This window comes from Bradyrhizobium sp. B117 (genome assembly GCF_038969555.1).
Classification (GTDB): Bacteria; Pseudomonadota; Alphaproteobacteria; order Rhizobiales; family Xanthobacteraceae; genus Bradyrhizobium.
In genome coordinates, this window is sequence record NZ_CP152414.1 from 844,190 (window position 1) to 870,919 (window position 26,730).

Annotated in this window: 25 protein-coding genes; 15 read left to right on the forward strand and 10 right to left on the reverse strand. The window is 65.1% G+C overall.

Annotated elements, in window-relative coordinates; all coding sequences use genetic code 11:
- Positions 1 to 7: 7 nt before the first annotated feature.
- Positions 8 to 1,030, reverse strand: a complete 1,023-nt coding sequence (locus tag AAFG16_RS04085) for an aldo/keto reductase (RefSeq protein ID WP_342737511.1) — start codon at positions 1,028 to 1,030, stop codon at positions 8 to 10.
- Between the two features lie 355 nt (positions 1,031 to 1,385).
- Positions 1,386 to 1,811, reverse strand: coding sequence for a PaaI family thioesterase (locus tag AAFG16_RS04090; RefSeq protein WP_283083577.1), 426 nt, complete (start codon positions 1,809 to 1,811; stop codon positions 1,386 to 1,388).
- Positions 1,812 to 1,881: 70 nt separating this feature from the next.
- Here AAFG16_RS04090 and AAFG16_RS04095 point away from each other — a divergent pair, with 70 nt between their 5' ends.
- On the forward strand, positions 1,882 to 2,508 hold the full coding sequence (locus AAFG16_RS04095; RefSeq protein ID WP_342737514.1) for a CoA pyrophosphatase: 627 nt from the start codon (positions 1,882 to 1,884) through the stop codon (positions 2,506 to 2,508).
- Between the two features lie 55 nt (positions 2,509 to 2,563).
- Positions 2,564 to 3,778 (forward strand): hypothetical protein, encoded by a 1,215-nt coding sequence (locus AAFG16_RS04100; protein ID WP_342737516.1) that lies wholly within the window; start codon positions 2,564 to 2,566, stop codon positions 3,776 to 3,778.
- A 177-nt stretch (positions 3,779 to 3,955) separates the two neighbouring features.
- On the opposite strand, the gene AAFG16_RS04105 is transcribed toward AAFG16_RS04100, so the two are convergent.
- Entirely contained in the window at positions 3,956 to 4,258 is a 303-nt protein-coding gene (locus AAFG16_RS04105) for a hypothetical protein (protein WP_283086800.1), read from the reverse strand.
- A 193-nt stretch (positions 4,259 to 4,451) separates the two neighbouring features.
- On the opposite strand from AAFG16_RS04105, the gene AAFG16_RS04110 reads away from it, so the two are divergent.
- The 5 genes from AAFG16_RS04110 to AAFG16_RS04130 all read left to right on the forward strand — a co-directional run bounded on the left by AAFG16_RS04110 (position 4,452) and on the right by AAFG16_RS04130 (position 9,702).
- Positions 4,452 to 4,931: a hypothetical protein gene (locus AAFG16_RS04110; protein ID WP_283083580.1), complete on the forward strand. Its 480-nt coding sequence runs from the start codon at positions 4,452 to 4,454 to the stop codon at positions 4,929 to 4,931.
- Between the two features lie 320 nt (positions 4,932 to 5,251).
- Positions 5,252 to 6,199, forward strand: coding sequence for a TAXI family TRAP transporter solute-binding subunit (locus AAFG16_RS04115; RefSeq protein WP_342737518.1), 948 nt, complete (start codon positions 5,252 to 5,254; stop codon positions 6,197 to 6,199).
- A 162-nt stretch (positions 6,200 to 6,361) separates the two neighbouring features.
- The gene (locus AAFG16_RS04120) at positions 6,362 to 8,476 is read left to right on the forward strand and encodes a TRAP transporter permease (protein ID WP_342737520.1); all 2,115 of its coding nucleotides are present in this window, start codon (positions 6,362 to 6,364) and stop codon (positions 8,474 to 8,476) included.
- Complete coding sequence (locus tag AAFG16_RS04125) at positions 8,473 to 8,850, forward strand: DUF1850 domain-containing protein (protein ID WP_342737522.1); 378 nt, start codon at positions 8,473 to 8,475, stop codon at positions 8,848 to 8,850. Before AAFG16_RS04120 ends, AAFG16_RS04125 begins: the two co-directional genes overlap by 4 nt.
- A 45-nt stretch (positions 8,851 to 8,895) precedes the next feature.
- Positions 8,896 to 9,702, forward strand: coding sequence for a glucose 1-dehydrogenase (locus AAFG16_RS04130; protein WP_342737524.1), 807 nt, complete (start codon positions 8,896 to 8,898; stop codon positions 9,700 to 9,702).
- Positions 9,703 to 9,892: 190 nt separating this feature from the next.
- Here AAFG16_RS04130 and AAFG16_RS04135 read toward each other — a convergent pair whose 3' ends face one another.
- Both AAFG16_RS04135 and AAFG16_RS04140 read right to left on the reverse strand, forming a co-directional pair.
- Positions 9,893 to 10,663, reverse strand: coding sequence for a hypothetical protein (locus AAFG16_RS04135; protein WP_283083585.1), 771 nt, complete (start codon positions 10,661 to 10,663; stop codon positions 9,893 to 9,895).
- Between the two features lie 93 nt (positions 10,664 to 10,756).
- Complete coding sequence (locus AAFG16_RS04140; RefSeq protein WP_342737527.1) at positions 10,757 to 12,334, reverse strand: sodium:proton antiporter; 1,578 nt, start codon at positions 12,332 to 12,334, stop codon at positions 10,757 to 10,759.
- 80 nt (positions 12,335 to 12,414) lie between these two features.
- Here AAFG16_RS04140 and AAFG16_RS04145 point away from each other — a divergent pair, with 80 nt between their 5' ends.
- The 5 genes from AAFG16_RS04145 to AAFG16_RS04165 all read left to right on the forward strand — a co-directional run bounded on the left by AAFG16_RS04145 (position 12,415) and on the right by AAFG16_RS04165 (position 18,290).
- Positions 12,415 to 13,179: a tetratricopeptide repeat protein gene (locus AAFG16_RS04145; RefSeq protein ID WP_342737529.1), complete on the forward strand. Its 765-nt coding sequence runs from the start codon at positions 12,415 to 12,417 to the stop codon at positions 13,177 to 13,179.
- Positions 13,180 to 13,361: 182 nt separating this feature from the next.
- Positions 13,362 to 14,747, forward strand: a complete 1,386-nt coding sequence (locus AAFG16_RS04150; protein WP_342737531.1) for a tetratricopeptide repeat protein — start codon at positions 13,362 to 13,364, stop codon at positions 14,745 to 14,747.
- 332 nt (positions 14,748 to 15,079) lie between these two features.
- Positions 15,080 to 16,990 carry a propionyl-CoA synthetase gene (locus AAFG16_RS04155; RefSeq protein WP_342737533.1) on the forward strand — a complete coding sequence of 637 codons (1,911 nt, stop codon included), beginning with the start codon at positions 15,080 to 15,082 and terminating at the stop codon, positions 16,988 to 16,990.
- A gap of 116 nt (positions 16,991 to 17,106) precedes the next feature.
- Positions 17,107 to 17,376, forward strand: a complete 270-nt coding sequence (locus AAFG16_RS04160) for a hypothetical protein (RefSeq protein ID WP_027561414.1) — start codon at positions 17,107 to 17,109, stop codon at positions 17,374 to 17,376.
- Between the two features lie 167 nt (positions 17,377 to 17,543).
- Positions 17,544 to 18,290, forward strand: a complete 747-nt coding sequence (locus AAFG16_RS04165) for an OmpW family outer membrane protein (RefSeq protein ID WP_342737536.1) — start codon at positions 17,544 to 17,546, stop codon at positions 18,288 to 18,290.
- Positions 18,291 to 18,582: 292 nt separating this feature from the next.
- On the opposite strand, the gene AAFG16_RS04170 is transcribed toward AAFG16_RS04165, so the two are convergent.
- A complete protein-coding gene (locus AAFG16_RS04170; RefSeq protein WP_342737538.1) occupies positions 18,583 to 19,278 on the reverse strand; it encodes a cell cycle transcriptional regulator TrcR in 696 nt (231 codons plus the stop codon).
- A gap of 264 nt (positions 19,279 to 19,542) precedes the next feature.
- Here AAFG16_RS04170 and ispH point away from each other — a divergent pair, with 264 nt between their 5' ends.
- From ispH to rnhA, 3 genes are read left to right on the forward strand one after another with little or no spacing between them, the layout of a single operon-like run.
- Complete coding sequence (ispH, locus tag AAFG16_RS04175) at positions 19,543 to 20,511, forward strand: 4-hydroxy-3-methylbut-2-enyl diphosphate reductase (protein ID WP_283083592.1); 969 nt, start codon at positions 19,543 to 19,545, stop codon at positions 20,509 to 20,511.
- A gap of 6 nt (positions 20,512 to 20,517) precedes the next feature.
- On the forward strand, positions 20,518 to 21,501 hold the full coding sequence (locus AAFG16_RS04180; RefSeq protein ID WP_342737541.1) for a homoserine kinase: 984 nt from the start codon (positions 20,518 to 20,520) through the stop codon (positions 21,499 to 21,501).
- On the forward strand, positions 21,498 to 21,962 hold the full coding sequence (gene rnhA / locus AAFG16_RS04185) for a ribonuclease HI (protein WP_342737543.1): 465 nt from the start codon (positions 21,498 to 21,500) through the stop codon (positions 21,960 to 21,962). Before AAFG16_RS04180 ends, rnhA begins: the two co-directional genes overlap by 4 nt.
- Before the next feature lie 213 nt (positions 21,963 to 22,175).
- Here rnhA and AAFG16_RS04190 read toward each other — a convergent pair whose 3' ends face one another.
- The 4 genes from AAFG16_RS04190 to AAFG16_RS04205 all read right to left on the reverse strand — a co-directional run bounded on the left by AAFG16_RS04190 (position 22,176) and on the right by AAFG16_RS04205 (position 26,703).
- A complete protein-coding gene (locus AAFG16_RS04190) occupies positions 22,176 to 22,661 on the reverse strand; it encodes a peroxiredoxin (protein WP_212087554.1) in 486 nt (161 codons plus the stop codon).
- Positions 22,662 to 22,781: 120 nt separating this feature from the next.
- Positions 22,782 to 23,336, reverse strand: a complete 555-nt coding sequence (locus AAFG16_RS04195) for a DUF924 family protein (RefSeq protein WP_342737547.1) — start codon at positions 23,334 to 23,336, stop codon at positions 22,782 to 22,784.
- Between the two features lie 16 nt (positions 23,337 to 23,352).
- Positions 23,353 to 25,038 (reverse strand): long-chain fatty acid--CoA ligase, encoded by a 1,686-nt coding sequence (locus tag AAFG16_RS04200; RefSeq protein WP_342737549.1) that lies wholly within the window; start codon positions 25,036 to 25,038, stop codon positions 23,353 to 23,355.
- 192 nt (positions 25,039 to 25,230) lie between these two features.
- Positions 25,231 to 26,703 (reverse strand): D-alanyl-D-alanine carboxypeptidase family protein, encoded by a 1,473-nt coding sequence (locus AAFG16_RS04205; RefSeq protein ID WP_342737551.1) that lies wholly within the window; start codon positions 26,701 to 26,703, stop codon positions 25,231 to 25,233.
- Between the last annotated feature and the right edge of the window lie 27 nt (positions 26,704 to 26,730).

Genomic DNA, 26,730 nt, shown 5'->3' on the forward strand with positions numbered 1-26,730 from the left:
CGAAAGTTCAAGCCGTCCGCGCGCGGCGTCCTTCGATCGGATAGGCCGGGTCGTTGTAGCCCGGCGTCGAGGGATGGCCCGGAACGACCAGGCGGTCGATCAGCGCCTCGTCATCGGCGGTGAAGCGGTAGTCGAGCGCGCTGATGTAGCCGTCCCATTGCTCCTCGGTGCGGGGACCTGCGACGATCGAGGAGACGAAAGCGGAGTTCAGCACCCAGGCGACCGCGAACTGGCCGGCAGTGATGCCTTTCTTCTCGGCGTGGCTCTTGATCTCCTGCGCGAGCTGGAGCGATTCCGGCCGCCATTCGGTCTGCATCATGCGGGTGTCGTTGCGCCCCGCGCGCGTCTCCTTGTCGGGAGCCGCATCCGGCTTGTACTTGCCGGTGAGCACGCCGCGCGCCAGCGGGCTGTAGGGTACGATGCCGAGGCCGTAATAGGCGCAGGCCGGAAAGTGCTCGACCTCGGGCATGCGGTTCATCGCGTTGTAATAGGGCTGGCTCACGGCGGGCCGGTCGATGCCGAGCCGGTCGCAGATGTTGCAGATCTCGGCGACGCGCCAGGCGCGATAGTTCGATACGCCGAAATAACGCACCTTGCCGGCGCGGATCAAATCGCCCATCGCGCGCACGGTCTCTTCCAGCGGCGTTGAATGGTCTTCCTTGTGCAGATAGTAGATGTCGATGTGATCGGTGCCGAGCCGCTTCAGGCTTTCGTCGGCGGCCTGCAACACCCAGCGCCGCGACAGGCCGACACGATTGGGATCATCGCCCGTACCAGTGTTCATGGGATTCGCGAGCTTCGTCGCGAGCACCCAGGCGTGACGATTGCTCCCGATGGCGCGGCCGACGACCTCCTCGGAGGCACCTTTCGAGTAGGCGTCCGCGGTGTCGATGAAATTGATGCCGGCGCCGCGCGCCTTGTCGATGATCCGTTTCGAGGCGGCTTCATCGGTCGGGCCGCCGAACATCATGGTGCCCAAGCAGATCGGCGACACTTTCAGGCCGCTGCGGCCGAGCTGGCGGTATTGCATGGGCGGGTCCTCGATATTTTGATGGAGGCAGCATAGCGAGCTACAGCCGTCATTGCGAGCGCAGCGAAGCAATCCAGAGCTGCGTCCGCGGAGAGATCCTGGATTGCTTCGCTGCGCTCGCAATGACGGGATGGGGCGTCCTCATGCCCCACACGCGATGTCATCGCCCGCCTTGTGCGCTCTTGCGCACTGGGGCGGGCGATCCAGTATTCCGAGACGGCTGTGATTGATCGAGACGCTGGGGCGTACCGGATTCCCCGCCGGGGCCTGTCATCGGGCTCGCCGAAGGCGAGACCCGGTGGGGGGGAATGACAGCGTAAGTGTGGTGACCTGTAGTGGCAGCCTGACCACGCTCCTACCCTGGCCCCTTCAAGATCTTGAACACGCCATTCGCCATCACGATGCAGCGATCATCGACCGTCACTTCGGTGCTCATGAAGATCAGGCTGCGGGTCGAGCGGACCACGCGGGGGCGGGAGATCAGGATGTCGCCGATCTGGCCGGCTTCGACGAAATGGGTGTCGAGCTGCACCGTTGCCATGTACTCCTTGCCGGAGACGTAGCGGGCGGTCATGCCGCAGGTGCGGTCGGCGAAGGTCATCATCACGCCGCCCTGGACCATGCCACGGCGATTGTGATGCTTGTCTTCGGTCGCGAGCGCGAACTCATATTGGCCGTCGACCTTGCGCTCCCACAACGGGCCGATCAAATGCAAGAAACCGGTGGTCTCCAGGATGGTCCAGCCGTCTGATTTCAGCCTAGCGGCTGCCTTGCTCGTCATCGCTCCGTCCATCCCTGCACGCGTCCGCCTCCTCGTTTCATCAGATGCGGTCCTGGTGTAGTCAAGCATCATGAGAGCTTTCGACGATGCCACCAGACGGAATATCGCAGAGGCCTGCGCGTCGTTCGCGCGGCTGCCTGATGAGGCCGAGCCGTCGGCGCTGAAGCGCGCCGCGGTGGTGCTCGCGCTGACAGAATCCAGTGACGGCGACGACACGGCTTTCCTGCTCACCAGGCGTGCATCGAGCTTGCGTTCGCATCGCGGCCAATGGGCGCTGCCGGGCGGACGCTGCGATGCCGGCGAGACGCCGGTCGAGGCGGCGCTGCGCGAGCTCGACGAAGAGCTTGCGCTCAGGCTTCCCGCCGACGCGGTGCTTGGCCTGCTCGATGACTATCCGACCCGCTCGGGCTATCTGATCACGCCGGTCGTGGTGTGGGCCGCCGACAGCGCGGCGATCCGGCCGAACCCGGACGAGGTCGCCTCCGTCCATCGCATCGCGCTCGACACGATTGAGCGTGATGACGCCTTCGATTTCACTGCGATCCCCGAAAGCACGCGCCGGGTGATCCGCTTCCATCACCAGATGAGCCTGATCCACGCGCCGACGGCGGCGCTGATCTACCAGTTCCGCGAGGTGCTGGCCGGGCGTCACACCCGCGTCACCGACCTGGAACAGCCGGTGTTTGCCTGGAAATGAGATGGTAAACGGCGTGTTAACGTGACGGTTACCGGATGCCTGCTAAGAGGACAGCATGCATCACTCGATTCGAAAACCGCTGGCTCTGGTTCCGTTCATGTTTCTGCTGCTCGCGCCCGTCGCGCGTGGCGGCGAGGCGGATGCGCTGCCGCCGGCCGTCCGCAATGCCAATGCACAGCTGTTGTCGCAGTTCTTCGCGCAAGGCGGGGCGTCTCCCGCGGTGCTCGAATATCGTCGCAAGCTTGGGGAATATCAGGCGGCGCGCGCCGCTTTCGACGAGGAGGCCGGCGCCTATTGGAGCCAGATCTCGGAGAAGAAGAAAGGTCGCAATGCCAAGCGGCGCAACGGCCAGCAGATCACGCTCGACGATTACGTGCTGGAGCATCCGCCGCTCTATAACGGGCCGAAGCGGCCGGTGAACCCGGAGCCGGAGGAGGCGCCGGAGCGTCCCGCGAGGAAGCCGATTCCCGTCGTCGCCGATCTCCTGCGCGCGGCGCAGGAGCTCTATCAGTTCACGCCGCAGCGCCCATCCGGCGAGCTCGAGTTCAAGCGTGCCTATGCGCGCTACGCGCTCGCCTCGGGCCTGACGCGCGAGCAGGCGGTGCGGGTCTATTCGTTCGAGACCGGCGGCACCGGCAGCTACGATGTGCAGGCGGGCATCGAGCATGGCGGCAAGCGCGCGATCTCGACCGCGATCGGCTACAACCAGCTCTTGACCACCAATAGCGTCGAGCTGCTGGCCGAGCAGGGCCATGAATTCATCCGCGCGCTCTCCGACAAGGTGGCGCGGACCTCGGGGCCGGCGCGCCAGTCGCTGGAGCACAAGCTCGCCGTGCTGAAGAAGATGGTGGCGCATGCGAAGTCGGTGCCGGACACCTGGTCGGAGCACGAGAAGATCGGCAACACCGCGCAGGGCTGGGCCATGCATGCCATGGTGCTCGACGTCGATGTCGGGCCGATGCTGCAGACCCACAAGCTCTTGACGTCGGTGCTGTTCGCGCGCGCCAAGGGCTTCACCCGTCCTCTCACCGGCGCTGAGCTCGAGATGATGAACCTCACCGGCGACGGCACCGGCCTCGACATGGTGACGATGCCGCAGGCGATGCGCGAGCAGGTGCCGACCTCGAACTTCTTCCAGCGCGGCGGCTACGAGCGCAACCCGGTCGCGATCCGCCACAACACGGTGGCGAAGCTGCTGGCGGTGACGGATACGCGGATGGACTCGAACAGCGGCAATGCCGGTGCGAGGGAATTGGCGGGGGCGTTTTAGGACGCTGTCTTTTGCACCTCTCCCCGCTTGCGGGGAGAGGTCGAATTCGATCGCAGATCGAATTCGGGTGAGGGGGTACAGGTCCCTCGACAAATCTCATGCGCGGAGAGAAGCCCCTCACCCCAACCCTCTCCCCGTAAGAACGGGGCGAGGGAGCGCACCGTCATCGCCGTTGCCCTACTGATCCGGCCCAAACTTGAACTTGCCGTCGCCTTCCAGATACGGGCCGCTGCGCATGTAGAGCTGGCCGTTGTGGCCGATGAAGAACAGCGTGCCCCTCGGCACCTTCTTGGCGCCCTTCAAGAGCTCACCGGCGTTGCTGGTGCCCATCCTGTAGGAAAAGGTCTTGCCGTCCTTGTCATAGGCATAGCCCGTGTCGGGCTTGAGCTCCCACGGCGTTGCCGGGGCTTGCGCGCACGCAGGCGCGGCAAATGCGCCGAGCATGGCTACAACTGCAAACGTCTTCGCTGAAAATGCCATCATCCATCCTCCCCATCGTCGGGGCGCTAGCTTGAACAAATCACGAACGGCGTGTCCGGGTCAATTTGCGATAGCGCCGCAGCGCATCACGTCCGGCCCAGCAGTTTGTGATTTTCCCTTCGTCCCCGCGCGACTATGTTCCGCTTTCAGTCTAGAACGCAATTCGACAAAAATATTGGTGGGGGTGATTCGGATGAAGCATGTGATGAGAGTTTGCCCGGCTGCCGCGCTGCTGCTGACGATGCTGGCGCCGGCCGCCAGGGCCGATGACTACCAGCTCAGCCACAACCAGCGCATTTCCTGCAGCCGCGGCCTTGCCCCGGGCAAGCTGAACACCGCGACCTGCAAGTCCTACACCTATCTCTTCAACACCAAGACCTCGGAATATTTCCGCTGCCAGGTCTCGCTGGCGCTGACCCGCGACAACAAGGAGGTCATCAACGTCCAGACCGACGGCGGCTGCACCAAGAAGCCGCGCATCTTCGAGACCGACGGGAAGTATGATTTCGACGCCACCGAGACCGAGCCGCCGAACACCAACTCGTTCTTCGGCCCCGGCGGCTATTCGATCTGGGCCGCCGACGTCACCACGCAGAAGGTGCGCGGCTGCATCACCATCTCCTCCGGCCTCGGCTCCGACATCTCGAAGTGCCTGGACATGACGTTCCAGTGACGATGTGCTCTCTCCCCGCTTGCGGGCGAGGGTTGGGGAGAGGGTGGCTCAACGACGGGACAATCCCCCAGAGGAAAGAACCCTCACCCGGCGCTGCGCGCCGACCTCTCCCGCAAGCGGGCGAGGTGACCCAGCCCGCGGCTACACCGGTTCAAAACAGAAGCATTCGGCTCTAGCTGCGCCACCTCGCCGCACCGTCCGGTTCCCAAAAAGTCGAGCCGGAACGGCCGTTTACCGCAGTGCTGTTTTGCCTTTTGGACGGGTTGACCCGCTCCCCTCATCCGGCCAATTTCGCCGCCGGTTTGGGGAGTACAACAACCATGAAACGGACGATTTTCGGCGCGGCCACGGCTCTTGCTCTGGCGGCGTCGGCACCTTGCGCGCATGCGCAGTCTTTCATCAACGTGCTGACCGGCGGCACCTCCGGCGTCTACTATCCGCTCGGCGTCGCGATCGGGAAGATCTACGGCGACAAGATTCCGAACGTGAAGACCCAGGTGCAGGCCACCAAGGCGTCGGTCGAGAATTTGATCCTGCTGCAGCAGGGCCGCGGCGAGCTGGCGTTCACGCTGGGTGACTCGCTGAAAGCCGCCTGGGACGGCGACGAGGAAGCCGGCTTCAAGAACAAGCTCGACAAGCTGCGCACCATCGGCGCGATCTATCCGAACTACATCCAGATCGTCGCGACCGCCGAGAGCGGCATCAAGACGCTGGCCGACCTCAAGGGCAAGAGCCTGTCGGTCGGCGCGCCCAAATCGGGCACCGAGCTGAATTCCCGCGCGATCCTGGCGGCCGCCGGCATGAGCTACAAGGACCTCGGCAAGGTCGAATATCTGCCGTTCGCCGAATCCGTCGACCTCATGAAGAACCGCCAGTTAGGCGCAACGCTGCAATCGGCCGGCCTTGGCGTGGCCTCGCTGAAGGACCTCTCGACCTCGGCCTCGATCACCGTGGCGTCGGTGCCGAAGGAGACCGTGGACAAGATCGGTCCGCCCTTCATCTCCGCGACCATTCCGGCCAACACCTATACCGGCCAGGACAAGGACGTGCCGACTGCGGCGGTGGTGAACTATCTCGTCACCAGTTCCGCCGTCTCCGACGATCTCGCCTATCAGATGACAAAGTTGGTCTACGAGTCGCTGCCCGAGCTCGCGAACGCGCACGCCGCCGGCAAGGAGATCAAGCTCGAGACTGCCGCCACCGGCAGCCCGGTTCCGCTGCATCCCGGCGCGATCCGCTATTACAAGGAAAAAGGGCTGATCAAGTAGGATCGGCTCTCGCAGTAGGGCGTCATGGCCGGGCTTGTCCCGGCCATCCACGTTCTATGGGCAGGCGAGAAAGATCGTGGATGCCCGGGACAAGCCCGGGCATGACGGCGCGGGTGGACCGTGCCAAGCTATAAGCGCTGGACGGCTGGGGACGATTTGAAAATGCTGGAAAAGGCAGAGGGCACCGAGGCGGCGCCCATCAAGGTCGAGTTCGACAATTTCGAGCACGGTTTTCCGGAAGGTTTCGGCCCGGGCTGGTGGGGCACGCTCGCCTACTGGGTCGGCATCGCGTTCGCGACCTTCCAGCTCTATGTCGCCGCCTTCAACTATCTGCCGAGCCAGGTGGTGCGCGGCGTCCATGTCGGCTTTCTCATCCTGCTCACCTTCGGCCTCATCGCCAACTTCACCGCGAAGAGCAATTTTGGCCGCGCGCTCGGCTGGCTGGTCGGCGCCGCCGGCTTCTTCTGCGGGCTCTATCAGTGGATATTCTATGCCGATCTGATCGCGCGCGACGGCGATCCGACCAAACTCGATCTCGCGGTCGGCACGCTGCTCGCGGTGCTGATCTTCGAGGGAACGCGGCGCCTGATGGGCGCGGCGCTGCCGCTGATGTGCGGCGCCTGTCTGCTCTACTGGTTCTTCGGGCAATATCTGCCGTCGCCGCTCAATCATCGCGGTTATGATTTCGACCAGATCGTCACGCATCTGTCGTTCGGCACCGAAGGCTTTTACGGCGTCCCGATCTACGTCTCGGCGACCTACATCTTCCTGTTCATCCTGTTCGGCTCGTTCCTCGAGCGCGCCGGCATGATCCAGCTCTTCACCGACGTCTCACTCGGCCTGTTCGGCCGCACCCGCGGCGGCCCGGCCAAGGTCGCGGTGTTCGCTTCGGGCATGATGGGCACCATCTCCGGCTCGGGCGTCGCCAACGTCGTCACCGTCGGCCAGTTCACGATTCCCTCGATGATCAAGTTCGGCTATCGCCGCGCCTTCGCGGCTGGCGTCGAGGCCACCGCCTCGATGGGCGGCCAGATCATGCCGCCGGTGATGGGCGCGGTCGCCTTCATCATGGCGGAGACGCTCGGCGTCCAGTACTCGGAAATCGTCAAGGCCGCCGCGATCCCCGCGATCCTCTATTTCGCCTCGGCGTTCTGGATGGTGCATCTGGAAGCCGGCAAGTACGGCCTCGTCGGCATGAAGCGCTCGGAGATCCCGAGCGCGTGGAAGGCGCTGGTGACGCGCTGGTACCTCGTGCTGCCGCTCGCCGCCCTCGTCTACATGTTGTTCGAGGGCTTTACGCCGCTCTATGCCGGCAGCATGGGCCTCGCGCTCACCGTGACGCTGATTCTCGGCACCGCCATCACGACGGGCGCCTCCTCGATGGTGATCCGCACCATCTTCTGGGTCGGGCTCGCGCTGGTCGTCGCCGCGCTGTCGCGTGACGGCCTCCAGATCGTGCCGGTCGCGAGCGTCGTGGTCGGGCTGATCGTGATCACCGCCTTCATCCGCGGCGGGCTGAAGGCTTTGCGCGAGTGCCGCGATGCGCTGGCGGAGAGCGCGAAGTCGGCGATCACCGTCGGCATGGCCTGCGCCATCGTCGGCGTCATCATTGGCATGATGTCGCAGACCGGCGTCGGCACCATCTTCGGCAGCTGGGTGATCGGGCTCGGCGAGAAGAGCCTGTTCCTGGCGCTGATCATGACCATGCTGCTGTCGATCCTGCTCGGCACCGGCATTCCGACCATCCCGACCTACATCATCACCGCCGCGCTTGCCGCGCCGGCGCTGGCCAAACTCGGCGTGCCCTTGATCGCGAGCCACATGTTCGCGTTCTATTACGGCATCATGGCCGACCTCTCGCCGCCGGTCGCACTCGCCGCGCTCGCGGCGGCGCCGATCGCGAAGGAGAATCCGGACAAGATCGGCTGGGAGGCGATGCGCATCGCGCTCGCCGGCTACGTCATTCCGTTCATCTTCGTCTATTCGCCGGCCTTGATGCTGCAAGCCGGTGATCCCATGGCAGCAAAACTCGGCTTCTACGGCGCGGTGGCGCTCGCGACCTTCAAGGCGCTGGTAGCGATCGGCCTGTTCGGCATGGTCGCGATCGGCTTCCTGTTCACGCGGCTGTCGCTGCTCGAACGCGTCGTCGCGCTCGGGGCCGCGCTGTGTCTACTCGGCGATTTCGCCTTCAGCGACACTGCGGGCTTCGTGCTCTCGGCTGCGCTGGTGCTGTGGCAGTGGCGGCAGCGCCCGCCGGCGGCGGTCGAGGCGGTGTGAGCCTCTGCTTCGCAACAGCGGGAGGCGTCAAGGCGCTGGCGCTGTCCGCCTTCACGCTGGTATGGACGCATTCAATCGCGAAGGTCGACTGGCAGGAGGACTGGCGCGTGACGCCTGCCGGCCTCGAGCTGGTAGAGGCCCGCGTCAAGGGCACCGGTCCCGGCATGGAGCCGCCGCCCGAGGCGCGGCTCGTCGACGGCTGGTTTCAATGGCAGCCGAACCGCGCGCCGATGCCGGAGGTCGTGCTCGGCAATTCCGGCGCAGCGGGGGAGTGGCGGCTGTGCCATGACGGTACGTGCCAGACGCTTTCGGAGATTGTCGGCCATCCCATCGGTGCTAACGTCACCACGATGAAGATTTGCAGCGATCCGTAGTCCGCCACGCCCGGGCTACAAGAACAACAACAGGGGAGACACGCGATGGATCGGCTCAAGGGCAAGGTTGCGATGGTGGTGGGGGCCGGGTCGATCGGACCGGGCTGGGGCAACGGCAAGGCGACCGCGGTGACTTTCGCGCGCGAGGGCGCGCGGGTGTTTTGCGTCGACCGCAACGGCGCGGCGGCCGAGGAGACGGCGAAGATCATCACCGGCGAAGGCGGCAAGGCGACGGCGTTTACCGCCGATGTCTCGCGTCCAGCCGAGATCGAGGCGATGGTCGCTTCGTGCCTCAAAGCCTATGGCCGCATCGACGTGCTCGACAACAATGTCGGCATCGCCGAGATGGGCAGCGTGGTCGAGGTTACCGAGGAGAGCTGGGACCGCGTCTTCAGCGTCAACCTCAAGAGCGCCTATTTCGCCATGAAGCACGTCATTCCCGTGATGGTGAAGCAGGGCGGCGGCTCGATCATCAACATCTCCTCGATCGCCTCGATCCGCCATATGGGGATCTCCTACGTCACCTATGGCAGCTCGAAGGCGGCGATGAACCAGATGACGCGCACCACCGCGATCGAGTTCGCGCGCCATCATGTGCGTGTGAACGCGATCCTGCCCGGCCTGATGAAGACGCCGATGGTGGAGCATTCGGCAGGCCTCGCCAACAGCTACGCCAAGGGCGATGTCGAAGCGATGTGGCGCGCCCGCGACGCGCAGGTGCCGATGGGGCATATGGGCGATGGCTGGGACGTCGCGAATGCCGCGCTGTTCCTGGCGTCGGACGAGTCAAAATATGTGACGGGGATCGAGCTCGTGGTGGATGGCGGGATCACGTGCAAGGCGGGGGCGTAAGCCGCCTCATATTCGGCTGTCGTCCCGGGGCGCGCAAAGCGCGAACCCGGGACCCATAATCACAGGGAGAAATCGTAGCGCGAACTGGCAACTCCGTGTCTTCGCCAAACCACTCCCTGTGGTTATGGGTCCCGGATCGGCGCTCCGCTTCGCTTCGCTTGTCCGGGACGACAGTGGAGTGCTGGGCGACCTACTGCGCCAGCGCCAGAATCCCGCCGGCGAATGCATGCCACGCTGCGGTTTCGCTGATCGGCCAGTTCAAGAACTTCACCGCCAGCATCGCGAGCGTGCCGTAGATGTAGACCGGGTGCACGCGGCCCTCAGTGCGCCAGTCGCGCACCATGGCGACGACGAGCAGAAGCGAAGCGACCACGGCCGGGGCGATCGTGACCGGCACCGGCGGCGGGCCGGGCGGTCCGGGAGGGGCGAGGAAGGTCAGGAACCAGCGCGCGATCGCGGCATCGAGGATCGAGACCGCGGCGAGCAGCATCAGGCGTTTGTGAATCTCGGGCCGGCGCGTATTCATGACCGCGAGCACGAACACCACCGCGAAGAACGCGATGCCGCTCATCGGCACGATCGAGAAGACGATGCCGGCGTCGGTTTGCCCGAGCGCGGCTGCGTGCTTCATCGACGTGACCGAGGCAAGGAAGCCGAAGATCGTCATCGCAGTCGCAAGCGACACGCCGGCGATGCCGAGCGAGCGATGGTTGACCACGCGGCCCGAGGCTGCGAGCCAAGTCTGGAGCACGAAATAAAGCGTCCAGGTGAAGAACAACAATCCGTGAAAATGAATCACCGGGCTTGCGGAAAAAGTCCGGTGGGCGAGCGGCACAAAATAGGTCGGTGCGAAACCGAGGAATGCAGTGGCCGCGCAGGCCAGGGCCATGTGGAGATAAAAATATCGTGCAGGCGACGCATCACGCGCGCGTACACGACGGTCGTCGATCAAGGTCGTCATCTGGAATGTGTCTGGGGAGGCTGCGTTTGGTTCAACCTCCGCTGTCGTCCCGGGGCGCGCACAGCGCGAGCCCGGGACGACCGCGAACTTAGTTCATCCGCCCGCGCTCAATTCTGCGCGATCGAGCTCTGCCTCGATGCGGTGAAACGCGTCGTCGCCGATCACCTTGGTGCTGCGGAGGTCGAAGATCGACTTGCGCGCGGCCGCGATGGCGCGACGGCGCAGGGGATCGGCGGGCAGTTCGCCATTGGCAATGCCGCCGTGCGGATCATCGTCGGCCTGCATCAGGATAGCGCGGTATTCGAGCCGCAGGATTTCCGCTTCCTCCGACGGATCGTCCTCGATCGCGTCGAGCGCCGCGCGATAGGCGACGGCGCGGGCGCGCGCGACCTCGATGCCGACGGGATCGTCGTCCTTGAGGTTGAAGGCCAGGATCAGCGGCCGCAGCGTCAGGCCCTGGATCACCAGCGATCCCAGCACGACCGCAAAGGCGATGAAGACGATGAAATCGCGATAGGGGAAGTGTTCCGGCAGGGCAAAGGCGGTGGCAAGCGTGACGAGGCCGCGCATGCCGCACCAGGAGATGATGAGGCCGCCCTTGGGCGAGGCCACCTGCTTCGGATCTTTGGGATGATAGAGGTCGTGCGCGATCAGCACGCGCAGCGTCGTGCGGTAGAACGTCACCCAGAACAGGCGCACCAGGACGACGGTGAGCAGGATCCAGGCCGCAGCCACGCAATATTCCCAGCGTACGTCGCTATCCAGCCGCGTCCAGATCGGCCGCATCTGCATGCCGATCAGCATGAAGGCGAGCACGTTGAGCACGAACACCATCGTCTCCCACACCGCATATGACGGCACCCGCAGCCGCGCCGGCATGCGCGCCGGGGCGGTGCGCGCGAGGGTGATGGCGTAGATCACGATGGTGAGGATGCCGGAGAGGCCGAGATGCTCGGCGGCGATCCAGATCATGAAGGTGGTGGCGAACTGCACGATGATCGCGCTCGGGGCCTCTGTCACGCGCTCCATGATCGGCGCGATGATGCGGGCTGCGAGGAGACCGGCGAGAACGCTGCCGACCAGGCCCAGCGCCATGGTCGGCGCGACCTGGCTCCAGGTCAGATGCTCGGTGGCGACCGCGCCGACCGCGATGCGATAGATCAGCAGCGCGCTGGCATCGTTGAGCAGGCTTTCGCCCTCCAGCACCTTCACCATGCGGTGGGGCAGCTTGACCTGGCTCAGGATCGCGACCGCGGCGGCGGCATCCGGCGGCGCCACGATGGCGCCGAGCGCGACCGCGGCGGCCCAGGGCATGTCGGGCATCAGCCGGTGCGCGACATAGGCGACGCCGGCCGTGGTCAGGCCGACCGCGGCGACCACCAGGGTCGAGACCGGAACCCAGTTGTTGCGCAAGTCGCGCAGCGAGGTGTCGAAGGCGGCATCGAGCAGGACCGGTGCGACAAAAAGCGCCAAGGCGAGGTCCGGCTCCAGCGCCCAGGACGGGCTGTTCGGCACGAAGGCGATCAGCGCGCCGCCGATGGCGAGAAAGGTCGGGTAGGGGACCTTGATCCGCCGCGCCAGCGCCGATAATGCAACGGCGCCGAGCAGCAGCGCGATGATCCATTCGAATGTCGACACGTCGATCTCCGAGACCAATTTGAGCGGCGCCACAAGCTAGCACCAATCCGGCCGTATGATGGATAGTACGGCCTCAAGGCAAGGCTGAAGACGACCTTCCGACTGCAACGAGCATGCGTTTTCAAAAACTCATTCAACTGTCAGGTGTCGTTCTGCTCTCCGCGCTCTCGCTCGCCGCGGCCCAGGCCGCAACCGGCGGCGAGCCGGCCGCAGTGCCGCAGGTCGATGTCGCGCCATGCCTCGCGGCGGCCGCGGCCGACGACATGGACAAGGCGGCAACGGCCTGCGCGGCCGTCATCGACAATGAGAAGTCGGCGAAGGCGGACCTGGTCAAGGCGCTGGTCGCGCGCGGCGCGCTCTATGCGCGGCATGACCAGATCGACCGCGCGATCGCCGACGACAGCCGCGCATTGCAGCTCGACCCCACGCTCGCCGATATCTTCAACGCGCGCGGCGAGCTCTGGCTGAAGAAAGGCGACAAGCCCAAGGCGGTGCAGGATTTCGGCGCCGCGCTGAAGATCGATCCGAACCACGAGAAGGCCAAGGCCAATCACAAGGCGATGGCGCGCGAGCTCGAGCGGATCGGCGCGCAGATGGCGGTCGCCGGCAAGCCCAGCTTCAACTGCGCCCGCGCATCCCGCGCCGTCGAGAAGGCGATCTGTGCCAGCCGCGAACTCGCCGATCTCGACCGCGAAATTTTCGCATCGAATGCCCGGGCGGTCCGGGAGGCGCGCAGTCCGGCCGAGTCGAAGGATCTTCAGCGTGAGCAGGATGAATTCATCGCCCGCCGCAATGCCGGATACGGCCGGCCCGGATACGATCTGAAGAAGGCGATGCAGGAGCGGCTGCAACGGATCAACGGGGTGGACGGATATTGAGCCGCTAAGGTTTCCACAGCGTCATGGCCGGGCTTGACCCGGCCATCCACGCCTTGCCCACGGCACAAAGAACGTGGATGCCCGGGACAAGCCTGGGCATGACGCAGAGGGCGGGCCCAGATTGAACCCATCCCTTTCCCGCCGCGACAATGGTGGAAACCTGATGTCACGGAGCCTTCCTGATGTGCGGCACGCCTTCTTCCGCGCAAACGTTCGCGTTTACCAAGATCTCGCTTCGCGCCTTTCTCCTCGGCGCGGCGATGAGCCTTGTCCTCGCAGCCCCGGCCTCGGCCGGCACCGATTGCGTGACGGGTAGCAAGGCCGGTCCTGCCGAACTGATCACGGCCTGCAGCGCCATCATCGACCAGGCCTCGAATTCGACGACCGACCGTGCCGCGGCGCTGCTGGTGCGCGCCGATGCCAATGCGCGGACCTCGGGGGGCCTCACCCAGGCGCTGCGGGACATCGACCGCGCCATCGCGCTCGACGGCAAGAACGCAAAGGCCTGGCGCCTGCGTGGCGATCTGCTGCGTGAGGCGGGCGGCGACCTCAACCGCGCCGGTTCCGATCTCAGCAAGGCGATCGAGCTCGATCCACAGGATGCGGAGGCCTACGAGCTGCGCGGCGTCGTCTACACCAGCCAGCGCCGGCTCGACCGTGCGCTTGCCGATTACGACCAGGCGATCAAGCTGAAGCCGGACTATGCGCAAGCCTGGTCCGACCGCGGCGTGACTTATTATCTCGGCGGCGACAACGAGAAGGCGATCCGCGATCTCAGCGAGGCGCTGCGGCTCGATCCGAACCGGCCGCGCAGCTACACCAATCGCGGCGCGGCCTACAAGAAGCTCGGCCAGCTCGACAAATCGGTCGCCGATGATGGCGAGGCGATCAGGCTCGATCCGAAAGTGGCGGAATATTACGACAATCGGGGCCTCTCGCTGGCCGCGATGGGCGAGTACGACAAGGCGATCGCTGATTACGACCAGGCGCTGCGGCTGGCGCCGCGGCCGAATTTCTTCACCAACCGCGGCGATGCCTATCAGCACAAGGGCGAGTTTGGCGCCGCGCTCAGTGACTACGAGGCGGCGCTGAAGCTCGATCCGAATTTCGCGCTGACCTACAACAACCGCGCCGTGCTCTACAAGAAGATGGGCGAGCGCAAGAAGGCGCTGGCCGATTACGAGACCGCGCTGAAGCTCGATCCCGGCAACGAGAACGCCGCAAATGGCCGCCGCACCACGATGGCGGAGATCGCGAAGTTCGGTGCCGAGGCGCCGCGTCCGCTCGCGGCGAATTCCGGCAACGGCCCGTCGTTCGATTGCGCGAGCGCCAAGCGCGAGGTCGAGAAGGTGATCTGCGCCGATCCGCAGCTCGGCATGCTCGACCGCCGGATCGCGGAGACCTATGAGCGCGTGCTGAAGTCCCTGAACCGGCGCTCGGCGGATGATCTCCGCAAGTCCCAGCGCGATTTCCTCGTCTCGCGCGACGCGAGCTTCCGCCGCCCCGGCTACGATCTGAAGAAGGTCATGCAGGATCGGTTGCAGCGGTTGAGCGCGATGGAGAGCTGAGAGGCCTCTACGCGCACACTGCGTTCCCTCCCCCCTTGCGGGGGAGGGTTAGGGAGAGGGGTAGCCACAAACTCTAGACCGAGTTCGTGGCCACCCCTCTCTCCCGCTCTTCCCCGCAAGGGGGGAGAGGGCCCACCTTCGCTGTGGCTCCAGCTTGCCTCGATGGCCTTTCTTCCCTCCGACCAAAAGGCCCATCCTTTTCAGCTTGAACCGCGGCCCGTTCCCGGGAAAATACCCCTCAAACAAGGCCGGCACTTGATCCGGGTCATGGCGGGACGTCCGTCGTGCCGCAAGGTCAGGGGCCAGGCGAATATAGGGAACGGGAGCGCGGAATGAACGCCCAGGGTGGAAGCAAGTATCACGAGGTCCATGCGCGCTCGCTGGCCGATCCGGAAGGATTTTGGGCCGAGGCGGCCAAGGAGATCGACTGGATCGAGCCGCCGAACAAGATCTTCGATGTCTCGCAAGGCGTCTACGGCCGCTGGTTCACCGGCGGCGTCGTCAATACCTGCTACAATGCGCTCGACCGCCATGTCGAACGCGGCCGTGCCGACCAGGTCGCGCTGATCCACGACTCGCCGCTGACGAACAACATCACCAAGTTCACTTACGCCGAGCTGCTTGGCGAGGTGCAGGCGCTCGCCGCCGTGATGCAGGATTTCGGCGTCGCCAAGGGCGACCGCGTCATCCTCTATATGCCGATGGTGCCCGAGGCCGTGGTCGCGATGCTCGCCTGCGCGCGCATCGGCGCGGTGCACTCGGTGGTGTTCGGCGGCTTTGCGGCAAAGGAGCTCGCCACCCGCATCGACGATGCGCAGCCAAAGCTCATCCTCTCCGCGAGTTGCGGCATCGAGCCCGGGCGTATCGTGCAGTACAAGCCGCTGCTCGACGAGGCGATCAAGCTCGCGTCTGCGAAGCCGAAGGCCTGCATCGTGCTGCAACGTCCGCAGCTAACTTGCGACCTCACGCCGGGGCGCGACTATGATTGGGCGAGCCTGCGCCGCAAGGCGTTGAACGAGGGCAAGAAAGCACCTTGCGTGCCCGTCGCCGCCACCGATCCGCTCTACATCCTCTACACCTCGGGCACCACGGGCATCCCCAAGGGCGTCGTGCGCGACAATGGCGGTCATCTCGTCGCGGTGAAATGGTCGATGTTCAATCTCTACGGCGTCAAGCCGGGCGAGGTCTGGTGGTGCGGCTCCGACATCGGCTGGGTGGTCGGCCACAGCTATATCATCTACGGCCCACTGCTGCATGGCGCGACCTCGATCATGTATGAGGGCAAGCCGGTCGGCACGCCCGATGCCGGCGCGTTCTGGCGCGTGATCTCCGAGCACAAGGCGGTCGCTCTCTTCACCGCGCCGACGGCGTTCCGCGCGATCCGGAAAGAGGATCCGGAAGGCAAGTTCATCCGGCAATATGATCTCTCGAAATTCCGCACGCTATTCCTCGCCGGCGAGCGCGCCGATCCGCCGACGGTGGAGTGGGCGGAGCAGCAGCTGAAGGTCCCCGTGATCGATCACTGGTGGCAGACCGAAACCGGCTGGTGCATTGCCGGCAATCCGGTCGGCCTCGGCATGCTACCGGTGAAGCACGGCTCGCCGACGGTGCCGATGCCGGGCTATCAGGTCGACGTCGTGGATGAAGCGGCAAAGCCGGTTGGTGCCAACACCATGGGCTCGATCGTCATCAAGCTGCCGATGCCGCCGGGCTGCCTGCCGACGCTGTGGAATCAGGACGACCGCTTTAGGGAAGCTTACCTCAGCGAATTCCCCGGCTACTACAAGACATCGGACGCCGGCTACAAGGACGAGGACGGCTATGTCTTCGTCATGGGCCGTACCGACGACATCATCAACGTCGCCGGCCACAGGCTCTCCACCGGCGGCATGGAGGAGATCCTGGCCTCGCATCCCGATGTCGCCGAATGCGCCGTGCTCGGCGTCAAGGATGCGATCAAGGGCGAGGTGCCCTGCGGCTTCCTGGTGCTGAAGGCCGGCGTGAAGCGCGCTCCGAGCGAGATCGAGAAGGAGATCATCGCGCTGGTGCGCGAGCGGCTCGGCCCCGTCGCCGCCTTCAAGCTCGCCATCACCGTCGGCCGCCTGCCCAAGACGCGCTCCGGCAAGATCCTGCGCGGCACCATCAAGAAGATCGCCGACGGCGAAGCCTGGACCATGCCGGCGACGATCGAGGACCCCAAGGTGCTCGACGAGATCGGCGAGGCGCTGAAGGGGCGGGTGTGAGGTTCTGGCCTGTCATTCCGGGTTCGGTCCTGCGGACCGCCCCGGAATGACTGCGGCGGCCGACTTACAATCTCCTCATTCCGCGCTAAACAGGGCCGGCCAACAGGGGACCTCGTATGCCACTCGCCACCGCGCCGCGCCTGCTTGCAGCCGTAGCTCTCGCCATCGCCCTCTCCGCCTGCTCGGCGCGCTACCAGACGCCGGTGGCGATGGGCGGCGACGATGACGACGCGGTGTGCCAGAGCCGCGGCTACGCCCAGGGCTCGCCCGAATATGTGGCCTGCCGCAAGGACCGCGACGTTCAGCGCAATGCCGCGACCGCCCGCGCCGACCGCCGTCAGCGCGATCTCGGCGAATACATGCTGAACCATCCCGAGCGGCCCTGAATTATCCTGCGCAATTCATCCCGTTTCTCGTGACACATCTGCAACGCCGCGGCCAAATCGTGTCGCGCCTGTTCTGATTTGACCGGCGTCAAATCCTTCATCGCCCCCTTTCTGCTCTGACGCAGATGTCCCGCAACGAAGCGCGGACATGGCTGAAGGGGAATGCAATGAACGGAACGACAAGAAACGTGGCGCGGCTGGCTGTGCTTGGCGCGATGCTCGCGGGGACTTTTTCCTCGGTGCAGGCAGCCGATTTGCCGGTTTACACGAAGGCGCCGCCGCAGGTGGAGGCGTTCAATCCGTGGATGGTGCGTCTGCGCGTGCTCGGCGTGTTGCCGGACGCGGGCGGTTCGACTGTCAATGTCGCGGGCGTGCCGTCTCTGTCGGCACCGAATTCCGGGCTCTCGATCAGCGACCAGGTCGTGCCCGAGCTCGACATCAGCTATTTCTTCACGAAGAACATCGCGGCCGAGCTGATCCTGGGCGTGACCAGGCATTCGATCAGCGGCACCGGGTCGCTGACGAACCTGCCGATCGGCAAGACCACGCTGCTGCCGCCGACGCTGACATTGCAATATCACTTCGACAATTTCGGCGCGTTCAAGCCGTATGTTGGCGCGGGCGTGAACTACACCGTGTTCTTCAACAATTCGGCTGCGAATGCATCGGCCGCCATCGCCGGTCCGCCCGCGATCGTCGCCACCACCACGAGCCTCCATGTCAGCAACGCCTGGGGCGGCGCCGTGCAGTTCGGCTTCGACTACATGCTCGACCGGCACTGGGGTCTCAACGTCGACGTCAAGAAGCTCTGGCTGCGGCCGGACTACAGCGCGACCGTCTCGGGTCTGCCCGTCACCGGCACCGCCCATATCGATCCGTGGCTCGTCGGCGGCGGCGTGACGTACAAGTTCTGATACGTCGTTTGAGGGCAGACTGTGACTGCGGCTGACCCTGCGCTCCCTCCCCCCTTGCGGGGGAGGGCGGGGGAGAGGGGTGGCCCAGGAAACGGTGTGAGTGAGTCTGCTTCGAACTGATGGAGAGAGTCCCCGTGGGGTACCCCTCTCCCTAAACCCTCCCACGCAAGGGGGGAGGGGACGCGTCGTTCGCGTGGCAAAATGCGTGGCCAAAATCGCTGTCTACGCACAAAACAAAAACGCGGCGGGTTGGCCCGCCGCGTTTGCATCTGGTGACGAACGAGAGAGGGAACTACTCCTCGTCGTCCTCGTGCTTCTTGCCGCCAAGCGTCTTGAGCTTGGCGAACACGGCGTCGACGTTGAGGTCGTCGCTCGACCGCTCGGTCGGCTCGAACTCGTCCTTCTTGGTGGTCTCGGAGGCCGGCAGCAGGGTGGCACCGCCATAGGCTGCGTCGATCGGCTTTTCCTTGGCCGCGCGCGCCACCTCGAAATCGAGCTCGATCTGCGAGCAGAGGCCGAGCGTGACGGGGTCGATCGGGGTCAGCTGCGAGGTGTTCCAGTGCGTGCGGTCGCGCACGCTGGCGATGGTGCTCTTGGTGGTGCCGACCAGACGCATGATCTGGGCGTCCTTGAGCTCCGGATGGCTGCGCAGCAGCCAGAGGATGGCGCTCGGGCGCTCGTGGCGGCGCGACACCGGGGTGTAGCGCGGGCCCTTGCGCTTGGGCTGGGGCGGCAGCACCACCTTGCTCTCCTGGAGGCGGAGCCGGTAGTCCGGGTTCTTCTCACCCTTCTCGATCTCTTCGCGGGTCAGCTGGCCGTTGGAGAGGGGATCCATGCCCTTGATGCCCTGGGCGGCGTCGCCGTCTGCGATCGCTCGCACCTCGAGGGGGTGCATCTTGGTGAAATCGGCGACCTGGTCGAAGGTCAGCGCGGTGTTGTCCAGCAGCCAGACGGCGGTCGCCTTGGGCATCAGAGGTGCGTTGCTCATGGCAAATCTCCTTTGTGCTTCGCCCACCCCTCTGGAGGCGAAACCGGTGGTCATCAGCGATGACAGGGAATTCGCGCTATATAAGCCGGGAGGGGCTAGCCACGCAATGGTTCTGCTATAGATAGTGCCTTGACAGCGCCCGAAAGGGGGCCCAATTCCCTTTGCAGACCCGGTAAAGTCCAAGCAAACCGTTTTTAGCCCTTTCCAGCCATCGACCGCCCCCGCCAGAAGGCGAAACGGGTGATTCGGTCCCGAGATCGCTCAATGTCAGCCAAACCAGACCTCAAGATCGTGCTTTGTTCTCCCCGCGGCTTCTGCGCCGGGGTGGTCCGGGCGATCGACACCGTGGAACGGGCGCTCGATAAATACGGCGCCCCCGTCTATGTTCGCCATGAGATTGTGCACAACAAGTACGTCGTCGATGGGTTGAAGAAGAAGGGCGCCATCTTCGTCGAGGAGCTCGCCGAAATCCCCGAAAGCACCACCGCCCCGGTCGTGTTCTCGGCCCATGGCGTCCCCAAGTCGGTTCCGGCCGACGCGCAGTCCCGCAATCTGTTCTCGCTGGATGCGACCTGCCCGCTGGTGACCAAGGTGCACCGCGAGGCCGCGATCCACTTCAAGCGCGGCCGCGAGATCTTCCTGATCGGCCACTCCCACCACCCCGAGGTGGTCGGCACGCTCGGCCAGCTTCCCGCCGGCGCCGTCACGCTGATCGAGACCGCCGAGGACGCCAAGACCATCAGTCCAAAGGATCCCGATAACCTCGCCTTCGTGACCCAGACCACGCTGTCGATCGACGATACCGCGGAGATCGTGGCGCTGCTCAAGGAGCGCTTCCCGAACATCAACGGGCCGCACAAGGAAGACATCTGCTACGCCACCACCAACCGCCAGTTGGCGGTGAAGAAGGTGGCGCCGGTTGTCGACGCACTGATCGTTGTCGGTGCCCCCAATTCGTCGAACTCGCAGCGGCTGCGCGAGGTTGCCGAGCGTGAGGGCTGCAAGGTCGCCGTGCTGGCGCAGCGCGCCACCGACATCGACTGGGACAAGTTCGGCAACATCGCGAGCCTTGGCATCACCGCGGGCGCGTCCGCGCCGGAAGTGATCGTCGAGGAGATCATGGACGCGTTCGCCGAGCGCTACACGCTGCATGTGGAGACGGTCTCGGCCGCGGAAGAGAACGAGTTCTTCCCGCTGCCGCGTCAGGTGCGCCCCGAAGCCGCCGCCGAGTAGACCTTTATGGCGGTCTACACCGACGTTGCCGCCGACGAGCTTGCGGATTTCCTGAGTCAATACGATCTCGGCGAATTGCTCTCCTACAAGGGCATCGCCGAGGGCGTCGAGAATTCCAACTTCCTGCTGCACACCAGCAAAGGCTCGTTCATCCTCACGCTCTATGAGAAGCGCGTGGCGAAGAACGATCTGCCGTTCTTCCTCGCGCTGATGACGCATCTGGCCGAGCACGGCGTGACCTGTCCGCTGCCGGTGAAGGCGAAAGACGGAGAGGCGTTGCGCGAGCTGTCGGGGCGCCCCGCCGCGATCATCACCTTTCTCGAAGGCGTCTGGCCGCGCAAGCCGAACGCGACGCATTGCGCCGGTGTCGGCGAGGGGCTGGCCAGGATGCATCTGGCCGGCGCCAATTTTGCGATCAAGCGCGCCAATGCGCTCTCGGTTGCGGGCTGGCGGCCGCTGTTCGATGCAGCGGCAAGCCGCGCCGACGAGGTGCAGCCGGGCCTGCGAGCATACCTTGCGACCGAACTCGACTATCTCTCGAGTGGCGTCTGGCCGACCGATCTGCCTGAGGGCGTGATCCACGCCGACCTCTTCAACGACAACGCCTTCTTCCTCGGCGACAAGCTCTCGGGGATCATCGACTTCACCTTCGCCTGCAACGACATGTTGGCCTATGACGTCGCGATCTGCCTCAACGCCTGGTGCTTCGAGCCGGATCATTCCTTCAACGTCACCAAGGCGCGCGCTTTCCTCAATGCCTATGGCCGGGTGCGAAAGCTTTCCGAAGCCGAGGAGGCCGCGCTGCCGCTGCTGGCGCGCGGCGCCGCGATCCGCTTCCTGCTGACGCGGCTGGTGGACTGGCTCAACGTGCCGCCCGGTGCGCTGGTGAAGCCGAAGGATCCGCTGGAATATTTTCGCAAGCTGCGCTTCCACCAGAGCGTTTCCAGCGCGCGCGATTACGGGCTGATGCCGTCAGGACTGGTCGCGTGAGCGAAAAGCCCGTTGTCACGATCTATACCGACGGCGCCTGCTCGGGAAATCCGGGGCCCGGCGGCTGGGGCGCGATCCTGAAGTTCGGCGACAAGGAGAAAGAGCTGAACGGCGGCCAGCCGCACACCACCAACAACCAGATGGAATTGATGGCGGCGATCTCCGCGCTGGAAGCGCTCAAGAAGCCGTGCACCGTCGATCTCTACACCGACAGCCAGTATGTCCGGCAGGGCATCACGGGGTGGATCCACGGCTGGAAGCGCAACGGCTGGCGCACCGCCGACAAGAAGCCGGTCAAGAATGTCGAGCTATGGCAGCGCCTCGATGCGGCACTCAAGCAGCACGAAGTCCGCTGGCACTGGGTCAAGGGCCATGCCGGCCATCCGGAGAACGAGCGGGCGGATCAGCTCGCGCGGGACGGGATCGTGAAGGCGCGGTTGCAGCAGCGGGTGGGGGAGTAACGAGGGCGTTCGCGCTCTCCGCCCGTCATGGCCGGGCTCGACCCGGCCATCCACGCCTTCGTCGCCTCATTCTCAACTGTCATCGCCCGCGAAGGCGGGCGATCCAGTATTCCAGAGGCGGTTGTGATTGAGCCGAGAAGCCTCGGCGTACTGAATGCCCCGCCTTCGCGGGGCATGACAGTGTCATTTGTGGCTAAGAACGGCGCCTAGAGCTTACAGCTGCCCCAGCAGCGTATCGCCGCCGGAGACCTCGACCTTGCCGGGCATCGCTTCCAGGTTCAGCTTCTTGACTACGCCGTCCTCGACCAGCATCGAATAGCGCTTGGAGCGGATGCCGAGGCCGTTCGCAGAAGCATCGAGCTCCATGCCGATCGCCTTGGCGAACTCGGCATTGCCGTCGGCGAGGAAGACGGCCTCGTCGCGCTGGTCGGTGTCGCGCTTCCAGGCGTTCATGACGAAGGCATCGTTGACCGAGACGATGGCGATGGTGTCGACGCCCTTGTCCTTCATGGCGTAGGCGTTGAGGAAGATGCTCGGCAGATGCATCTTGTGGCAGGTGCCGGTATAGGCGCCGGGCACGGCGAACAGCGCCACCTTCTTGCCCTTGAAGATGTCGTCGGTGGTCTTCACCTGCGGGCCTTCCGCCGTCATCACGCGGAATTTCGCCTCGGGCAGCTTGTCGCCAGTCTGGATCGCCATCGTCAGTCTCCCTGAAAATCGGTCCCGCTTTTTAGACCGTGGCGCGGGCCTGCACAATATTGCCGGCAAGGGAAGTGATACGCAAAGCAGCGGGGGCGGTCGCCCTTCACCGCGATGTCATCAGCCGGCAAAACCGCCGCTGTCGAGGAAGGCCTGCTCCTCCGCGGTGGTGTCGCGGCCGAGGAGAGGGTTGCGGTGGGGAAAGCGGCCGAACCGCTGGATGATGTCGGCGTGCAGGCGGGCGTATTTCAGGTTTTCGGCATTGTCGGTGTTTTCGAACAGCGCGACGCAATGCAGCTGATCGGGCAGGTGCTCGGAATGCATGAAGGGCAGATAGAGGAATTCGAGCAGGATCGGATCGACCCTGCCATCGACGCCCCGGTCGATGGCGCGGCGGGCAACCTCGCGCGCCAGCGCATCGCTGGCAAAGGCTTCGCGTGTGCCGCGAAACATGTTGCGGGGAAACTGGTCGAGCACGATGACCAGCGCGAGCGCGCCGTCATCGCTGTCCTCCCATGATGCCAGCTCGCCGGCGACGGCCTTCTGCCACAGGGCGAGAAACCGGCGCCGGACCTCCGCGTCGAACGCATCGCAGCGCTCGTACCAGCGCTCTCGGCCGGCTTCGCGCCAGAAGGCGAGAATGCCGGCCGGCATGTTGTCGCTCACGTCAGTCATGAATCAGCGATGCGGCTCACGCCGCCTCGGCCTTCTTCTCGTCGCGCAGCTGCCGGCGCAGGATCTTGCCGACATTGGTCTTCGGCAGGTCGGTGCGGAATTCGATGTGCTTGGGCACCTTGTAGCCGGTGAGCTGCTCCTGGCAGAACCTGATGACGCCCTCCGCCGTGAGGTTCGGGTCCTTCTTGACCACGAACGCCTTCACCGCCTCGCCCGACTTGGAATCGGGAATGCCGATCACGGCGCATTCCAGCACGCCGGGATGGCTCGCGATGACTTCCTCGATCTCGTTCGGATAGACGTTGAAGCCGGAGATCAGGATCATGTCCTTCTTGCGATCGACGATCTTGGTGTAGCCCCGTTCGTCCATCACGCCGATGTCGCCGGTGCGGAAATAGCCGTCGGCTGTCATCACCTTGGCGGTCTCTTCCGGCCTGTTCCAGTAGCCCGACATCACCTGCGGGCCCTTGGCGCAAATCTCGCCGGCCTGGCCGAGCGGCAGCTCATTGCCGTCGTCGTCGCGGATCGAGAGCCAGGTCGAGGGCACGGGGATGCCGATCGATCCCGAGAACTCGGTCGTGGTCGCGGGGTTACAGGTCAGCGTCGGCGAGGTCTCCGACAGGCCGTAACCTTCGGCGATGAAGCAGCCGGTCACCGCCTTCCACTGCTCGGCCACCGGGCGTTGCACCGCCATGCCGCCACCGTTCGAGATCTTCAGCTTGGAGAAGTCGAGCTTCTTGAAGTCGGGATGGTGCATCAGCCCGTTGTAGAGCGTGTTCACCGCTGGGAAGCTGTTGACCTGGTATTTTGCGAGCTCCTTGACGAAGCCGGCGATGTCGCGCGGGTTCGGGATCAGCAGGTTACAACCGCCGGCGCGTACCGCGAGCAGGTAGCACGCCGTCAGCGCGAAGATGTGATAGAGCGGCAGCGCGCAGACGATCAGGAGCTGGTCGATCTGCGGCGGCTGCGCCAGCGCCGGCTGGAGCCAGGCGTCGTTCTGCAAGACGTTGGCGACGATGTTGCGGTGGAGCAGCGTGGCGCCCTTGGAGACGCCGGTGGTGCCGCCGGTATATTGCAGGAAGGCGACGTCGCCGGGCGAGAGCTTCGGCTTGTTGAAGGTCTGGCCGCGGCCGGCCGCGAGCGCATCGTTGAAGGAGGCCGCGCCCGGCAGCGAGAAGGCCGGCACCATCTTCTTGACGCGGCGGACGACGAGATTGACGATCATGCCCTTGAAGCCGAGCAGATCGCCCATGCTGCCGACGATGACGTGCTTCACCGGCGTCCTCGCGATCACCTGCTCGACGGTGTGGGCAAAATTCTCCAGCACGATGATGGCTTCGGCGCCGGAATCCTTGAGCTGATGCTCGAGCTCGCGCGGGGTGTAGAGCGGGTTGACGTTGACCACCGCGTATCCGGCGCGCAGCACGGCTGCGGTCGCGACCGGATATTGCAGCACGTTCGGCATCATGATCGCGACGCGGGCGCCGCGTTGCAGGCCGCGGCCCTGCAGGTAAGCGGCGAGCGCCAGCGACATCTGGTCGAGGTCGCGATAGCTGATCGACTTGTCCATGCAGATGAACGCCTTGCGGTCGGCGAACTTGGTGAAGCTCTCCTCCAGGAGGTCGACCAGCGATGCGTATTGCGTCGGCTCGATATCGGCAGGCACGCCGGGCGGATATTGCTTGAGCCAGATGCGCTCCATGGAAACTCCCCTCTCTTGCACCAGAGCCCGTTGTGTCTCGGGCTTGCCTCGTTGCCGGCAGTATCGAGCCTGCCGGAACGGGTGGCAAGCGTCGTGGCTTAGGGCAAAGGCCGGGGAGTGGCTACTGGAATCGTCGCAAATCGCTTTGCCGCAACTGCGAAGCGCAGGCTGTGATTTAATTCCGAGGCGACGTTAACTGTTGTTCGCGGGCTTGGCAGCAGCCGGCTTGGTCGCGGCCTTGGGCTTGGCGGGTTTTGCCGCCGCATCGCCGCTCGCGGGCTTCTCGGCAGGTTTCGCCGCGGCATCCGGCTTGGCCGCGGCATGTTTGGCGGCGGCCGGCTTGGCTGCGATCTTGCCGTCGCCCTTCGCATTGTTCTTCGCATCGGGCTTGGCAGCATCCGGCTTCGCCGCCGCCGTCTTCGGCTTGTCCGCGGGCTTGTCGGCCGCGTCGGGCTTCTTGGCGACGCGCGACTTCTTGCCATGCGGCTTGGGCGTCGCCTGCTGGTCGGCATCGGCTGCCACCGCCGCGATCAGGGCTGTGCCGGTGCGGGTCGGGCCGGTATAGACCAGCACGGGCTCGGCCGCCGCTGGAGCGGTGGCCATCAGCTCGGAGGCCTTCATCAGCGGCGGCTGGAGGCCGGCCGTGAAGAAGGTGAACTGGGCTTCGCCGCCGGTGGCCGAGGCCGATCCGGCCGAGCCGCCATTGGTTGCGATCAGCGCATCGTCGTCGTCGCTCGCCGGGCGCTTGCGATGGCCGCCGCACATCTCCTCGCGCAAGTTCGGCGGCGAGGCATCGACCGGCACCAGCTTGTCGACGGCGCCGAGCGAGGGGCGAAGCCAGGTGAGATTGTCCTGGCCGAAGCCGCGCTCGAGCAGCTGCGCCGCCTTCACCGCGCGCGCGGTGCCGGAGTTGGCGCCGAGCACCACCGCAATCAGTCGGCGGCCGTTGCGCGTGGCGGATGCGACGAGATTGTAGCCGGAGGCGCAGATGAAGCCGGTCTTGAAACCGTCAGCGCCGGGGTAGCGGCCGATCAGCTTGTTGAAATTGCCGGTGACGCGCTTGCCGAAGCGGATCGCCGGGATGTGCACGAAGTACTCGTATTCCGGCAGGTCGCGCAGGAACGAGCGCGCGAGAATGCCGAGGTCGCGCGCGGAGGTGATCTGGCCGTCGGCGGGCAGACCGTTCGGATTGACGTAGCTCGTCTGCGTCATGCCGAGCCGCTGCGCGGTGTCATTCATCATCGCCGAGAAGCCGTCGATCGAGCCGCCGACGCCTTCGGCGAGCACCACGGCCATGTCGTTCGCCGACTTGACCATCATCATCTTGAGCGCGTTGTCGACGGTGAGCTGCGTTCCCGGACGGAACCCCATCTTCGACGGCGACTGCGAGGCGGCCGTCGGCGACACCGTGAGCAGCGTGTCGAGCGTGAGCCTGCCGTCCTTCACCGCCTTCAGCGTCACATAGGCGGTCATGATCTTGGTGACGGAGGCCGGATACCAGGGAATGGTCGCGTTCTCCGCCTGCAGCACCTTGCCGCTATCGGCTTCGATCAGCAGCAGCGCTTCGGCACTCGCCGCCCGCGGCGCGAGCAGTGCGGCGCATGCGAGCGTCGCCGCAAAGAGGTTGAACAGGGATTTGCGAAGCAGCGGGCGAATGGCGTGCACTATCCGATTCCGGTCCTTGGAGACCCG

Excerpts from the sequence above, each read along its gene's own strand:
- AAFG16_RS04085 (WP_342737511.1), bottom strand. The coding sequence starts at position 1,030 with ATGCAATACCGCCAGCTCGGCCGCAGCGGCCTGAAAGTGTCGCCGATC.
- AAFG16_RS04090 (WP_283083577.1), bottom strand. The coding sequence starts at position 1,811 with ATGACGAGCAAGGCAGCCGCTAGGCTGAAATCAGACGGCTGGACCATC.
- AAFG16_RS04095 (WP_342737514.1), top strand. The coding sequence starts at position 1,882 with ATGAGAGCTTTCGACGATGCCACCAGACGGAATATCGCAGAGGCCTGC.
- AAFG16_RS04100 (WP_342737516.1), top strand. The coding sequence starts at position 2,564 with ATGCATCACTCGATTCGAAAACCGCTGGCTCTGGTTCCGTTCATGTTT.
- AAFG16_RS04105 (WP_283086800.1), bottom strand. The coding sequence starts at position 4,258 with ATGGCATTTTCAGCGAAGACGTTTGCAGTTGTAGCCATGCTCGGCGCA.
- AAFG16_RS04110 (WP_283083580.1), top strand. The coding sequence starts at position 4,452 with ATGAAGCATGTGATGAGAGTTTGCCCGGCTGCCGCGCTGCTGCTGACG.
- AAFG16_RS04115 (WP_342737518.1), top strand. The coding sequence starts at position 5,252 with ATGAAACGGACGATTTTCGGCGCGGCCACGGCTCTTGCTCTGGCGGCG.
- AAFG16_RS04120 (WP_342737520.1), top strand. The coding sequence starts at position 6,362 with ATGCTGGAAAAGGCAGAGGGCACCGAGGCGGCGCCCATCAAGGTCGAG.
- AAFG16_RS04130 (WP_342737524.1), top strand. The coding sequence starts at position 8,896 with ATGGATCGGCTCAAGGGCAAGGTTGCGATGGTGGTGGGGGCCGGGTCG.
- AAFG16_RS04135 (WP_283083585.1), bottom strand. The coding sequence starts at position 10,663 with ATGACGACCTTGATCGACGACCGTCGTGTACGCGCGCGTGATGCGTCG.
- AAFG16_RS04145 (WP_342737529.1), top strand. The coding sequence starts at position 12,415 with ATGCGTTTTCAAAAACTCATTCAACTGTCAGGTGTCGTTCTGCTCTCC.
- AAFG16_RS04150 (WP_342737531.1), top strand. The coding sequence starts at position 13,362 with ATGTGCGGCACGCCTTCTTCCGCGCAAACGTTCGCGTTTACCAAGATC.
- AAFG16_RS04155 (WP_342737533.1), top strand. The coding sequence starts at position 15,080 with ATGAACGCCCAGGGTGGAAGCAAGTATCACGAGGTCCATGCGCGCTCG.
- AAFG16_RS04160 (WP_027561414.1), top strand. The coding sequence starts at position 17,107 with ATGCCACTCGCCACCGCGCCGCGCCTGCTTGCAGCCGTAGCTCTCGCC.
- AAFG16_RS04165 (WP_342737536.1), top strand. The coding sequence starts at position 17,544 with ATGAACGGAACGACAAGAAACGTGGCGCGGCTGGCTGTGCTTGGCGCG.
- AAFG16_RS04170 (WP_342737538.1), bottom strand. The coding sequence starts at position 19,278 with ATGAGCAACGCACCTCTGATGCCCAAGGCGACCGCCGTCTGGCTGCTG.
- ispH (WP_283083592.1), top strand. The coding sequence starts at position 19,543 with ATGTCAGCCAAACCAGACCTCAAGATCGTGCTTTGTTCTCCCCGCGGC.
- AAFG16_RS04180 (WP_342737541.1), top strand. The coding sequence starts at position 20,518 with ATGGCGGTCTACACCGACGTTGCCGCCGACGAGCTTGCGGATTTCCTG.
- AAFG16_RS04190 (WP_212087554.1), bottom strand. The coding sequence starts at position 22,661 with ATGGCGATCCAGACTGGCGACAAGCTGCCCGAGGCGAAATTCCGCGTG.
- AAFG16_RS04195 (WP_342737547.1), bottom strand. The coding sequence starts at position 23,336 with ATGACTGACGTGAGCGACAACATGCCGGCCGGCATTCTCGCCTTCTGG.
- AAFG16_RS04200 (WP_342737549.1), bottom strand. The coding sequence starts at position 25,038 with ATGGAGCGCATCTGGCTCAAGCAATATCCGCCCGGCGTGCCTGCCGAT.